Below are 13,533 nucleotides of genomic sequence, written 5' to 3' on the forward strand. Positions count from 1 at the left end.
TTTTTACTCGCGCGGCTACGCCATTCCGGCCGTCGCCACCCCCCGGCGGGTCAGCCCCGCTTCGCGCGGCGCACCGCGCGCGTGATCACCGGAGGCAGCACGTTCAGCGCGATCCGGCGCGCCAGCGACCGCCCGGCGGGCGGGGCCTGCGCGGCGGGGGCGGCCTGCACGGGCACCTTCGGGGCGGCAGCGGGGGCACCGGCAGCGGGGGCGGCCGGCCGGGGGGCGGTCTGCTCGGGGGCGGTCTTGGCCGCGGGCTTCGGGCGGGGCTTCTTCGCGGCCAGGCGCAGCATCACCTCGCCGTCGATCAGGTCCTCCGCGAGCGTGCAGGTCGGCACGTCCGCGGCCCAGGCGCGCAGCCGCTCCTGGAGTCCGGCGGTCTCGCCCCAGGTCGCGTACAGCTTGCTGCCCGAGACGCAGACGGGCCGCATGCCCTTGGCGAAGACGGCCTCCCAGACGGCGGCGGAGACGCCCGGCGTGTGCTCGGTGCGGTAGTCGTCGAGCGCGACGACGCCGTGCGGGCGCAGGATCTCGCGGGTGGTGTCGATGTCGACGCTGACGTCCTCGTACATGTGCGAGGCGTCGATGTGGACGAAGCGGCAGCTGTCCGCGGGGATCGAGTCGGCCAGCACGTTGGTGCGGCCCCGCACGATGGTGGGCAGTGTGTCGTGGAAGGCCAGGTAGTTGGTCTCGAAGGCCCGCAGCGACAGCGTCTTCTGGTAGAAGTCGCGGGTCTCCTCGCGGCTGTAACTGCCCTGCGACTCGTCGCCGAACAGGTCGCAGACCGTGAAGGTCTCGCCCTCCCGGACGTGCCGGCCCATCACGATGGTGGACTTGCCGAGGTAGCAGCCCATCTCCAGGACGTCGCCGCCGCGCTCGGCGGTGGCCTCCAGGAAGAACGCGAACAACTGCTGGTCCAGGCGGTGGAACCAGCCCGGCACCTCGTCGAGGGTGGCGGGCCTGGCCGGTGCGGTCTCGGTGGCGCTCATGGACGGAACTCCTTCGGTGGGGGAGGGGAAAAGCTCGCGTGCCCTGGTCAGGACAGGCGTTGTCCGGGGCGGAGGACCTCGCCGCAGTCGCCGCGCCGGCCCGCCTCCTGTGCGCGCAGGATCCGGCCGACCTCGCGCCGGGCCCAGGCGCGCGTCGCCGCGAGCCGCCCGGGGTCGCGGACGGCGTCGGCCCGCACCCAGTCGCCGCCGTCGCCGTGCCTGCTGCTCTCCGCGTACAGCGGCAGATAGCCCTCGGCCGCCATCCGCCGCGGGGTCAGGCCCGGATAGGTGGCCCAGTAGCCGTGCGCATGCACGAGGGTGGGCCGCAGCGTGCCGAACACGTGGGCGCGCAGCGCCGCCATGTCCCCGGCGGCGAACGCGTCGGCCAGGTCCGGCTCGGTCAGCCCGGCCAGGTCCTGCACCACCAGGTCGCTGGTGAGCAGCGTGCCGCCCAGGTCCGGGGTGAGGAAGCTGGCGTCCTTCAGGCCGAGCCGGTCCGCGTACTCGTTGAACGTGACGCCGTAGCGGTCCACGACCACGCACATCGGCAGCGTCGGGTGCGCGCGGAACTCCGCGGCCCGCTCGCGCTGCCCGCCCCACGCGAGGAGCAGCGCCCCGCACACCGTCACGGCGGTCAGCGCGCCGGCCCGCGCCGGGCCGCGCTCCAGGAGGGCGACCGTGGCGACGCCGACCGCGCACGCGGCCAGCGCCCACACCGGGGTGGCGAAGCGGTACAGCCCCATCCAGTCGGGCTTGAGCACCCCGAACGACGCCAGGGTGAGCGCCAGCGGCAGCAGTACGGCGCCGAGCGCGGCGCGCGCGGGCCCGGGGCGCCCCAGCACCGCACCGGTCACGCCCGCGCAGACCAGCACCGCCGTCCAGCCCGCGAAGGCCAGCAACGCGCCGGTGCCCGCGAAGAGTTCCAGGGTCGGCGGCTCCTGCGCCTTGGCCACCGCGGTGTTCGGCACGAGCCGCCCGAACGTCGCGTACCGCCAGGCGAGGAATCCGGCGTAGGGCAGCAGGAACACCGCGGCCCCCAGCGCCGCCGCCCGCAGCGACGGCAGCAGCCGCGCCCGGGTGACGTGCAGGAGCAGCAGCAGCGGATGGACGGCGGCGAGCACCGCGCCGTCGGGCCGGGTCAGCGCCGCGGCCAGCGCGAGCAGCCCGGCCGCCACCGCGGGCCCGCGGTGCAGCAGGCCGCCGCCGACGGCGGCCCGGGCCAGGACGGCGGCCAGGGCGGTCGCCGCGAGTGCGTACAGCGGGTTCTCCAGGCCCGAGAACATCCAGGCGGTGAAGGAGACGTTGGCGGCAAGCAGCGTCCCGGCGAGCGCGGTGACCGCCCAGGAGTGCCGGACCGCGCCCCGCGCCGCCAGACCGACGCACAGCAGGATGCCGAACGCGCAGAGCAGACCGAGCAGCTTGGGGTAGAGCACCAGGTCGGGGACGCCGGCGTAGGCGCGGTGGTCGAAGAGTCCGAGCCGCCGCCCGACGAGCAGCAGGGCCAGCCACGCCGGGTTGGAGTAGCCCTCCACGGGCGGTGCGCCCGCCTGCTGGACCGGGCCGAGCCCCTCGTCGATGCTGCGCGCGTACGCGAAGGTGATCGCCGCGTCGTCGACCATCCACTGGCCGAGCCGGGCGCCCTGCCAGCCGATCAGGGCGGTGCCCGCGAGGGCGGCGAGCACGTCGGGCAGCCGGCGCCGCCGGGGCGCGCCCGCGGGCGGTTGTGCGGCGGCGACGACGGGCTCGGCGGCGGGGTGGGGGATCGCCTGCGTCATGCCCGGCCCCCCTCGACGAGCCCGGCCACCGGCTCGGCGGCGGGCCCCTGTTCCTGGGCCGGGATGGCCGTCGCCGGCCGCTCGCCGAGCATCAGGCGGCCCACCACACGGGCGGCGGCGTGCCCGTCGTCGTAGCCCCGGAACCGCTCGCGGAAGGCGGCCCGCAGCCGCGCCGCGCGCTCGTCGGCGTAGGCGCCGCTGCGGAAGAGGGCCGCGAGCCGGCCGGTGTCGGTGCAGACGTGACCCGGCGGTTCGGCGAGCACGTCGAAGTAGACGCCGCGGTTGGCCCGGTACGTCTCCCAGTCGTCGGCGTGCAGGACGATCGGGCGGTCCAGGTGCGCGTAGTCGAACATCAGCGAGGAGTAGTCCGTCACGAGGGCGTCGGAGGCGAGCATCAGGTCCTCCACCGAGGGCTCGTCGGTGACGTCGATCAGCAGCCCCTGCCGCGCCAGGTCGGCCAGTTCCGTGCCGCGCACCGGGTGCCGGGCCAGCGTGGGGTGCAGCCGCACCAGGAGGGTGTGCCCGGGGCCGAGCGCCCGGGTGAACGCCGCCAGGTCGACGCGCCGGACATAGCCGGTGGCGTGGTGGTCGCGCTGGGTCGGCGCGTACAGCACGACGGTGTCGCCCTGCGGGATGCCGAGGCGGCGCCGGACGCGGGCGGCGTGCGCGGGGTCCGCGGTGAACAGCACGTCGTTGCGCGGGCTGCCGGTGGGCAGCGAGGTGAAGTGGCAGGGGTAGGCGCGGTCCCAGATCCGCTCGGAGTGCGCGTTGGCGGCCAGGCTGTAGTCCCAGCGGTCGCAGCGGCGCAGCATGGCGCGGACGTTGGTGCGGTGGGTGGCCGCCGGGTGGCCGAGCAGGTCGACGCCCATGTGCTTGAGCGGGGTGCCCTGGTGGGTCTGGACGTGCACCGAGCCGGGGCGTTTGACCAGCTCGTGCGCCCAGTTGACGTTGTTCACGAAGTACGTGGCACGGGCCACGGTCGCCCAGTAGCGCAGCGAGTCGGGCGTGACGTGGTCGATGCCCGGCGGCAGGCCGGCCACCGCGTCCGGGCGCACCACCCACACGCTCCTGATGTGCGGGGCGAGTTGGCGGGCCCGGTGGTGGATCGCGGCCGGGTCGCCGAGGACGCCGCGGTGGTGCGAGGCGGAGTACACGGCCAGGTGCGGGTCGAGCGGGCGCAGCGACAGCAGGCGGTGGACCAGCCGCTTGGCGCGCTGCAGGGCGCGCCCGCGCAGCTTCGTGCCGTGCGCCCGCAGCCGGGTGAGGGCGGCCCGGCAGCCGCGGTGCGCGGCGAACAGCCAGTAGGGGGCGCCGGACAGCAGGCGCAGCGCGGTGCGCTGCGAGGACACCGGCAGCGTGTGGCCCGCGGGCCGGTGGCGGCGGCAGGCGCGGGCGGCCAGCCGGTAGAACTCGGGCTTGTCGCCCTCGGGCAGCCGGTTGCTCTTGTCGAGGATCTCCAGGCAGTGCCCGGCCATCCGGCGGTGCAGGTACGGGCGCCAGTCGGCCAGCTCCGGGTGCTCGTCGAGGAACGCGAAGACCCGCTCGTACTGGTCGAGGATGTCGAAGTGCTTGCGGCTCGTGGTGCGCAGGATGTTGCCCTGGCGGCGCTGGCGGTACAGCAGGCAGACCCGGTCGAGGACGGCGATCCGCCCGGCGGACAGCAGCACCGGGAACGTCCAGGGCGTGTCCTCGTAGTAGCCCGGCGGAAAGGCGAAGCCGTGCCGCTCGGTGAAGTCCCTGCGGTACGCCTTGTTCCACACGACCATGATCAGGTCGAGGAACTCGGGGCGCTCGGCCGCGGTGAACACCGCGTCGCCCGCGGCCGCGAAGACGCCGTGCATGATGTTGCGCTGGAAGCCGCCCCACCAGTGGGTGCGGGCGTAGTCGAAGATCAGCACGTCCGGGTCGTCCGCCGCCTCGATGCGCCGCGCGAGCGCCTCCAGGGTGCCGGGCGTGTAGCTGTCGTCGCTGTCCAGGAAGAGCAGGTAGTCGCCCCGCGCGTACGGCAGCCCGGCGTTGCGGGCCCGGCCGAGGCCCACGTTCCGCGGCAGGTGGACCGCCGTCACCCGGTCGTCGCGCGCCGCGTACTCGTCGATGATCGCCCCGCAGCCGTCGGGCGAGCGGTCGTCGACGGCGATGACCTCGAAGTCCGGGTAGGACTGGCCGAGCACCGAGTCGAGGCACTCGCGCAGGAAGCCCTGGACCTGGTAGGCGGGGACGATGATGCTGAAACGGGGCACGGTGATTCCACGGGTCGTGACGGATGGGGACGGGGCGCCGGGCCCGGCTCAGGGCGACGCGGGAGCGGGCACCCGCACGTGCAGCGGCATCGGCGGCCGGATCGCGTCGGGCTCCTCGCCGAGCAGCACCCGGCGCACCACGCGCTCGGCCGCGTGTCCGTCGTCGAAGGCGCAGAACCGCTCGCGGAAGGCGGCCCGCAGCCGCCGCGACCGCTCCCCGTGCAGGGTGTCGCCCCGGAAGACCCCGACGAGCTCCTCCAGCGTGCGGGCCACCGGGCCCGGCGGGTTGGCGGGCAGGTCGAAGTAGACGCCGCGCGACTCCCGGTAGACGTCCCAGTCGTCCGCGTACACCACGATGGGCCGGTCCAGGTTGGCGTAGTCGAACATGATCGACGAGTAGTCCGTGATCAGCGCGTCCGCCGCCAGACAGATCTCCTCGGTCGACCGGTGCGCGGTCACGTCGATCAGCTTCCCGGCGCGCACCGCCCGGGCCAGGCCGGCCGAGCCCTCGTAGAAGTGGTGGGCGCGCAGCAGCACCACGTACGACTCGTCCAGGGCCGCGCAGAACGCCGCGAGGTCCAGCTGCGCGGAGAAGCCCTCCCGGTAGTCGCGGTGCGTCGGCGCGTAGAGCACCGCGGTCCTGCCCTCGGGGATGCCCAGGCCGCGGCGGATCCTGCGGACGTCCTCCGCGGTCGAGGTGTAGTACGCGTCGTTGCGCGGATAGCCGTACTCCAGCTGCTCGAAGCCGCTGGGGAAGGCCCGCTCCCACACCTCGGTGGAGTGCCGGTTGGCGGAGAGGTTGTAGTCCCAGCGGTCGGTGCGGGTCAGCATCCTGCCGAACGGCCCCATGCCCGCGGCCGCCGCCGGGTACGCGGCCTGGTCGACGCCCATGTGCTTGAGCGGCGTGCCGTGCTGGGTCTGCACGTGCACGGTGCCGGGCCGCTTCTGGACGCGCCCCTCGAAGTTCACGTTGTTGAAGGTGTACTTGGCGCGCGCCATCACCTCCCAGTAGCGGCCGCTGCCGGTGACCACGCACTCCACGCCCTCCGGCATCTGGTGCGCGTGCTCCTCGTCGACCAGGAACACGCAGCGCAGGTGCGGGGCCAGCTCGCGGGCCTTGGCGTGGATGGCGGCCGGGTTGCAGGCGTAGCCGCGCCCCCAGTACGCGGAGAACACGGCGAGGTTCTCGTCCACCGGCCGCTTCAGCGCGGCCGCGTACACGTCCCGCCCCGGCAGCCGCCGCTCCAGCGTCTCCCGCACCTCCTGCACCGACGCACAGGCCTTGTCCGCACGGGACTTGAGGCCGCGCAGCGCGCAGAACGCCTCGTACGCCCCCGCCGCGAGGAGCCGGTGCTGCACCCCGATGCTGCCCGGGGGCGGCCGGAACCCGGCGGGCCGGTGGCGCCGGTACAGCCGCGTCGCCTGCCGGAAGAAGCGCCGCCGCAGCGGCGCCGAGGGCAGCCGCGCGGGCGTCGACGCCGTCTTGAGGACCTCGTGGGTGAACCGGCCGAAGAGCCGCGCGACGACGGGCGCGGGCACGTCGAGCACCGCGGCCCCCGCCATCGCCCGGTCGAACTGGTCGAGCAGCTCCAGATGATGGACGCCCACCCGGCGGTTGCGCGCCCCCTGGCGGCGCAGCAGATGGCGCACGCACACCCGGTCGAGCACCGCGATCCGGTCGGCCCGCAGCGCGCTCTGCACGCCCCACACCGCGTCGGTGAACATCCCCGGCGCGAACGAGAGACCGTGCCCGGCCACGAACGCGCGCCGGTAGGCGGCGGAGAAGGCCGGCACCAGCGGATCGGGCAGCGCGGCGTGCTCGGCCACCGTGAACGCCCCCCGCGGCGCGCCCCGCCACAGCCGCTCCAGGGCCGGGCCCTGGCCGCCCTCGAACCAGTGCAGCCGCTCGTGGTCGAAGAGCAGCAGGTCGACGCCTTCGCACTCCTTGATCCGGGCGTCGAGCGCGTCGAGCGCGCCCGGCGTGAGGGTGTCGTCGCCGTCGAGGAACAGCAGGTACTCGCCGGACGCCGCGGCCACCCCCGTGTTGCGGGCGCCCGGCAGGCCCGCGCCGGGCGGCGACTGCGCGCGGCGCACCCGCGGGTCGCGCGCCACGTGCTCGGCGACGATCGCCGGGCCCTGGCCCGCGCCCTCGTCGGGGGAGTCGACGACGGCGATCAGCTCGAAGTCGGTGAAGGACTGCCCGAGGACCGAGGCGAGGCAGTCGGCGAGCCGCCCCGGTACGCCATGGGTGGGGACGATGATGCTGAAGCGCGACAAGACAGCCTCTCTCGGTGGTGGTTCACACGACGCGGATCACAGGTGCGGGGAGTGCCGCAGGCCCGGGGACGGCACCCGCTCGGGCTGCGGGGCGGCCGCGGGCACCGGCCGCCGCTCCGCGAGGGGCACCACGGGCGGCAGCCCGCCCCCCTCGCCGAGCACCACGTGGCGGACGACGCGCTCGGCCGCCCGCCCGTCGTCGAAGGCGCAGAACCGCTCCCGGAACGCCCTGCGCAGCTGCGCGGAGCGGGAGCCCGCCCAGTGCCCGGTGGCGAAGATGTCGGTGAGCTCGTCCTGGCTGCGGGCGACCGCGCCGGGCGGGAACCGCCGCACGTCGAAGTAGGTGCCGCGGGCCGCCTCGTAGGCCTCCCAGTCGTCGGCGTGCACCACGATGGGCCGGTCCAGGTTGGCGTAGTCGAACATGATCGACGAGTAGTCGGTGAGCAGCGCGTCGGAGGCCAGGCACAGCGACTCCACGCTCGGGTGGTCCGACACGTCGATGAGCCGACCCGACGGCGTCGCGCCGGTCATCGGCGCCCCGTAGAAGTGGTGCGCGCGGGCCAGCACCACGAAGCGCGGGCCCAGCGCGTGCAGCATCCGCTCCAGGTCGAGGCCGACGCGCTGGCCGGCCCGGTAGTCGCGGTGGGTCGGCGCGTACAGCACGGCGACCGCGCCGGGCGGGACGCCGAGGCTCGCGCGCAGCCGCGCCACCTCGTCCGGCGTCGCCGTCTGGAAGCGGTCGTTGCGCGGATAGCCGTATTCGAGCGTGGTGTATCCGGCCGGGAAGACGCGCTCCCACACCAGCGTCGAGTGCCGGTTCGCCGACAGGACGTAGTCCCATTTGTCGACGTTGTGCAGCAGCGCGGCGAAGTCCATGCCGCGCGCGGCCGCCGGGCGCTCCTGGAGGTCGAGGCCCATGTGCTTGAGGGGCGTGCCGTGCTGGGTCTGCAGGAGGACCTGTCCGGGACGCTTGACCAGTCTGCGGTCGAAGTTGACGTTGTTCACGAGGTACTTGGAGCGGGCCAGCGCCGTCCAGTACGCGGCGGTGCCGGGCCGCAGCCGGGCCGTCGCCGTCGGGATCGTGTGGTGGTGGCGGGGGTGCGCGATCCACGCCGTGCGCATCCCCGGCACCAGCTCGCGCATCGCGGCCTCCAGCGCCCCCGGGTTGCAGCCGTGGCCGCGCCCCCAGTACGCGGAGAAGACGGCGCACCGCTCGCGCACCGGAAGCCGCAGCTGGACGCGGTAGTGCAGTTGGAGCGCGGCGCCCCGGCAGTGGTGGCGGACCGTGGCGGCAAGGCGCAGGAGGCGGATGCGCAGCCGCATCGCCGCCCACAGGCCCCGGTAGGTGCGGTGCGAGCCGAGCCGCACCAGGCCGTGCCGCAGCCGGGTGCGGGCCGGGAGGCGGACGCCGGGCGCCCGGTGGCGCCGGTAGTGCGAGCGGGCCTTGCGCAGGAACTCGGCGCGCGAGCCGCGCGGCAGCCTGCCCCGCTTGGTGAACACCGTCGTGAGGTGGTCGACCATCCGCCGGAACAGCACGGGCCGCCAGGCCGCGGACAGCTCCGGGTGCTCGTCGAGATAGGCGAAGACCCGGTCGTACTGGTCGAAGATGTCGAAGTGCCGCCGGCTCGTGGTGCCCAGGATGTTGCCCTGGCGGCGCTGGCGGTAGTGCACGCAGACCCGGTCGAGGGTGGCGAGGGTGCCCGCGGCCATCAGGATCGGGTACGTCCAGGGCGTGTCCTCGTAGTAGCCGGGCGGGAAGGTGAAGCGCTCGCGCTCGATGAAGTCGCGGCGGTGCGCCTTGTTCCAGGCGACCATCAGGACCCTCAGCAGGCCCGGCCGGTCGGCGAGGCGGAAGGGGGCCGCGCCGTCCTCGTGCAGATGGCAGGCGAACTGGTTGCGGGCCGCCTCGCCCGACCAGTACGTGCGCGCGTAGTCGTAGACCAGGACGTCCGGCTCGTCGGTCTCCTTGATGCGGTCGGAGATGGCGTGCAGGGAGCCCGGGGTGAGGGTGTCGTCGCTGTCCAGGAAGATCAGGTAGTCGCCGGTGGCGTGCTCCATGCCCGCGTTGCGGGCCCGCCCCAGGCCCACGTTCTCCACGAGGTGGACGGCCCGCACGCGCGCGTCGCGGGCCGCGAACTCGTCGATGATCTCGCCGCTCGCGTCCGGTGAGCAGTCGTCCACCACGATGAGTTCCAGGTCGGTGAAGGACTGCTCCAGCACGGACTCCAGGCACTCGTGCAGATACGCCTGCACCTGGTACACGGGGACGATGACACTGAACCGGGGCAAGACACATCCATGGGTCGGCGCGGGCGTTCTCCCGGCAACGGCCGACGCCGGGGGCGAGTTACGCCGGATGCGGCATCCGGGGGATGTGCGCGAAGAGGCGGCCCGGTCACGGACCGCCTCCCCGGATCAGCCCCCGCGGGCCGCCATAATCAGGCCCCGCCGAGGGCCCGCCCCGGCCCCCGCCGTGCCGCGTCGCGGCCGCCCCCGCCGCGCCGCTACTTCACCGCGCCGGCCATCACGCCGGACACGAACTGCCGCTGGAACGCGAAGAAGACGGCCAGCGGGATCACCATCGAGATGAACGCGCCGGGCGCCAGGATCTGCACGTTGTCGCCGAAGAACCGCACCTGCTGCTGGAGCGCGACGGTGATCGGCGGATTCTGCGAGTCCGCGAAGATCAGTGCGATCAGCATGTCGTTCCACACCCACAGGAACTGGAAGATGCCCAGCGAGGCGATGGCGGGCGCGCCCAGCGGCATCACGACCCGCAGGAACAGCCGCAGTTCGCCCGCGCCGTCGAGCCGTGCCGCCTCCAGGAGCTCGCGCGGGATCTCCGCGAAGAAGTTCCGCAGGAGGAAGATCGCGAACGGCAGGCCGAACGCCACGTGGAAGAGGACCACGCCGATCGTCGTCTCGAAGATCCCGATCTCGCCGAAGAGTTTGGAGATCGGCACCAGTGCCACCTGCACCGGCACGACGAGCAGCCCCACCACGCCGATGAACCACCAGTCGCGGCCGGGGAACTCCATCCAGGCGAAGGCGTACCCGGCGAGCGAGCCGATGATCACGACGAGCAGCGTCGCCGGGACGGTGATCATGACGCTGGACAGGATCGAGTCGGTGATCGTCTCGTCCTTGAGGAGGCTGGTGTAGTTGTCCAGCGTCATCTGCGACGGCGTGCTGAAGACCTTCCACCAGCCGGACTCGCTCATGTCGGCGGGCGTGCGCAGCGAGCCGATGAGCAGCCCGATGGTCGGCACCAGCCAGAACAGGCCGACCAGCACGAGGAAGACGCGCAGCGCGGTGCCGCCGAGCGCGGCGGCGATCCGCCCGCCCACGGACTGCCTGGCCTTGACGATCTCGGTCTGCGTCGTCACCGCTGCCCCTCCCGCCTCATCCGCCGGATATTGAACAGCATCACGGGAATCACGAGCAGGAAGAGCAGGACGGCGATCGCGCTCGCCACGCCCGCGTCCCGGTCGCCGAACGCCGAGTTGTAGAGCTGGACAGCGAGCACGTTCGCCTCGTCCTTCGAGGAGCCCGGCGGGATCACGAAGACCAGGTCGAAGATCTTCAGTACGTTGATCATGAGCGTGACCAGCACCACCGCGAGGACCGGCGCGAGCAGCGGCACCGTCACCCGGCGGAACACCTGCCACTCGTTCGCGCCGTCCACCCGCGCCGCCTCCAGGAGTTCCCGCGGCACGCTCGCCAGGCCCGCCGCGATCAGGACCATCGCGAACCCGGCCCACATCCACAGGTACGAACCGATGATCGCGGGCGTGATCAGGGTGGGGCCCAGCCAGTCGATGCCGTTGTACGCCTCCCGGAAGTTCGAGGCCGGATAGCGCAGTAGGGCCCCGTCGGCCTCCTTGGGCAGCGCGAAGGTGCCGTCCGCCTTCGCCTGCGTGGACGCGACCACCTCGCCGTCCTTCACGGCCTCGACGGTGATGCCCGCGTAGCCGAACTCGGTGGCGTCGGGGGCGTTGGCCTCGCCCCGCCCCTTGCCCCGCGTGAAGTCCTGCCAGGCCGTGCCGGTGACCCGGTCCGGGTCGGCCCGCGCCGGCCTGGCCGCCTCGGCGTCGTCCGGCATGTCGCCGGGCGGCACCCCCGTCAGCGGCAGCACCACCGGGGTGCCCGCCCGGACCGGCTCCCTGGTGACGAAGGCGCCGCCGCCCGCCGACCTGAGCGGCGAGTTCGTGCTCGGATGGCCCTGCGGGAACGCGGACGACTCGGCGAACGTGTCGTGCACGCTCACCATCACCGCGTTGGCCACGCCCCGGTCGGGGTCCGACTCGTACACGAGCCGGAAGATGATGCCCGCGGCCAGCATCGAGATCGCCATCGGCATGAAGATGACGAGCTTGAACGCCGTGCCCCAGCGCACCCGTTCGGTCAGCACGGCGAAGATCAGGCCCAGCGCGGTCGCCACCGTGGGCGCCACGACCAGCCAGATCGCGTTGTTCTTGATCGCGGTGCGGATGCCGTCGTCGGTGAAGAGCGTCTCGTAGTTGTCGAACGCCGTGAAGTCGCCCGACTTGTCGAAGAAGCTGCGGAACAGCGAGTACCCGATGGGGTAGAGGACGAGCGCGCCGAGCAGCACCAGGGCGGGCAGCAGGAACAGGACCGCCACCGCCTTGCGGGTGCCGGTCACGCTCTTGCGCGAGGCCGGTGCCGGGGGCGTCACCGGCTCCGGTGCGCCCCCGGCGTTCGCGGACGACATCGCGTCAGTCCTTGTAGGCCTTGGCGGCGGCCGTCTCCAGAACCTTCTGGGTGCCCGCGACGTCCTTCGGGTTCTTCAGGAAGTCCTGCAGCGCCTTCCACTCGCCCTTGCCCGGCGTGCCGCCGAACGACTGCGGCGCCTGGTCCGACATGTCGAAGCGGATGTCGTCGCCGGCCGCGATCAGGGCCTTGGCGATGTTGCGCTGCACGTCGTTCGGGTACGCCGACATGTCCAGGTTCTTGTTGGGCGAGACGAAACCGCCCGCCTCGGCCCAGATCTTCGCCGAGTCCGGCGAGCCGAGGAACGTCAGCAGCGCCTGGGCGCCCTTGCTGTCCTTCAGCGCGACCGCCGCGTCACCGCCGACCACGGCCGGGGAGTCGGAGCCGACCGCGGGGAAGGGGAACACCTTGGCGTCCTTGCCCACCTCGGCCTTGGTCTCCGCGATCGACAGAGACACCATGTCGCCCTCGAAGACCATGCCGGCCTTGGGCTGGTCGCCGCCCCGGAAGGTCTGCTTCACGGACGCGGGGAACTCGGTCTGCAGCGCGCCGTCCGCGCCGCCCGCCACGAAGCCCTTCTTGCCGAACAGCCCGCCGAGCGTGGTCAGCGCGTCCTTGACGGACGGATCCGTCCACTTGATCTTGTGCTGGGCGAGCTGGTCGTACTTCTCCGGGCCCGCCTGGGAGAGATAGATGTTCTCGAACCAGTCGGTGAGCGTCCACGCCTCGGCGCCCGCCACGGACACCGGCGGCACCCCCGAGTCGTAGATGGTCTGGGCGGTCTGCAGGAACGCGTCCCAGGTCTTGGGGACCTTGACGCCCGCGTTGTCGAAGACCCGCGCGTTGTACCAGACCAGCGACTTGTTGGCGGCCTTGAAGTACACGCCGTACTGCTTGCCGTCGACGGCCCCGAGGTCCTTCCAGCCCTGCGCGTAGTTCTTGTCGAGCTGCTTCAGCGCCTCGGGGCCCACCGGCTTGGCCCACTTGTTCGCCACGGCCTGCTCGATCGCGCCGACCTGCGGCAGCATCGCGACGTCCGGCGGCTGGCCGCCCGCCACCTTCGACTCCAGGAAGCTGATGATGGGGTCCTGCGCGGGCACGAAGGAGACCTTGGCGCCGGTCCGCTTCTCGAACTCGTCGAGGACCTTCAGGAACACCTTGCGCTCGGCGCCGCCCCACACGGCGCTCACCGAGACGCTCTCCCCGTCCAGCTTCGGCAGCTTGAGCGTGGACCCGGTGTCCTTGGCCCCGCCCTTGCCGGGGTCCTTGTCGTCGTCGTCACCGTCGCCGCCGCACGCGGTGACGGTGAACGCGAGCGCGCCGGCGACGACGGCCGCGGCGATCCTGGCGGTGGTACGCCGTTGTAGCGGTGCCCTGCGTGTACGAAGAGTGCTGCGCATCACTGCCCCGTTCTCTTCCCTGGCGGATCCCGTGCGGTCTGTCTACGCCCGCGCGGGGAGGGGCGGCAAGATGGCCTGCGCTGTCAACTCGTCGATCGTGATGCCGTTGTGACGTCGTGTC

General features: G+C 73.0%; 8 protein-coding genes. All 8 read right to left on the reverse strand.

The window, feature by feature from the left end; genetic code table 11:
* Positions 1-50 precede the first annotated feature (50 nt).
* Positions 51-989 (reverse strand): class I SAM-dependent methyltransferase, encoded by a 939-nt coding sequence (locus ACFYXE_RS33805; RefSeq protein ID WP_389319212.1) that lies wholly within the window; start codon positions 987-989, stop codon positions 51-53.
* A 47-nt stretch (positions 990-1,036) separates the two neighbouring features.
* On the reverse strand, positions 1,037-2,764 hold the full coding sequence (locus ACFYXE_RS33810) for a hypothetical protein (RefSeq protein WP_389319214.1): 1,728 nt from the start codon (positions 2,762-2,764) through the stop codon (positions 1,037-1,039).
* Positions 2,761-5,004, reverse strand: coding sequence for a CDP-glycerol glycerophosphotransferase family protein (locus tag ACFYXE_RS33815; RefSeq protein WP_389319216.1), 2,244 nt, complete (start codon positions 5,002-5,004; stop codon positions 2,761-2,763). The genes ACFYXE_RS33810 and ACFYXE_RS33815 overlap by 4 nt, the downstream gene beginning before the upstream one ends.
* Positions 5,005-5,052: 48 nt before the next feature.
* Positions 5,053-7,281 (reverse strand): CDP-glycerol glycerophosphotransferase family protein, encoded by a 2,229-nt coding sequence (locus ACFYXE_RS33820; RefSeq protein ID WP_389319218.1) that lies wholly within the window; start codon positions 7,279-7,281, stop codon positions 5,053-5,055.
* A 36-nt stretch (positions 7,282-7,317) separates the two neighbouring features.
* Positions 7,318-9,570: a CDP-glycerol glycerophosphotransferase family protein gene (locus ACFYXE_RS33825; RefSeq protein WP_389319220.1), complete on the reverse strand. Its 2,253-nt coding sequence runs from the start codon at positions 9,568-9,570 to the stop codon at positions 7,318-7,320.
* A gap of 215 nt (positions 9,571-9,785) precedes the next feature.
* The gene (locus tag ACFYXE_RS33830) at positions 9,786-10,667 is read right to left on the reverse strand and encodes a carbohydrate ABC transporter permease (protein WP_389319222.1); all 882 of its coding nucleotides are present in this window, start codon (positions 10,665-10,667) and stop codon (positions 9,786-9,788) included.
* The gene (locus ACFYXE_RS33835) at positions 10,664-12,013 is read right to left on the reverse strand and encodes a carbohydrate ABC transporter permease (RefSeq protein ID WP_389319224.1); all 1,350 of its coding nucleotides are present in this window, start codon (positions 12,011-12,013) and stop codon (positions 10,664-10,666) included. Before ACFYXE_RS33835 ends, ACFYXE_RS33830 begins: the two co-directional genes overlap by 4 nt.
* 4 nt (positions 12,014-12,017) lie before the next feature.
* Complete coding sequence (locus ACFYXE_RS33840; RefSeq protein ID WP_389319226.1) at positions 12,018-13,412, reverse strand: ABC transporter substrate-binding protein; 1,395 nt, start codon at positions 13,410-13,412, stop codon at positions 12,018-12,020.
* Positions 13,413-13,533 lie beyond the last annotated feature (121 nt).

Source organism: Streptomyces sp. NPDC002564, from assembly GCF_042889645.1.
Lineage (GTDB): Bacteria > Actinomycetota > Actinomycetes > Streptomycetales > Streptomycetaceae > Streptomyces.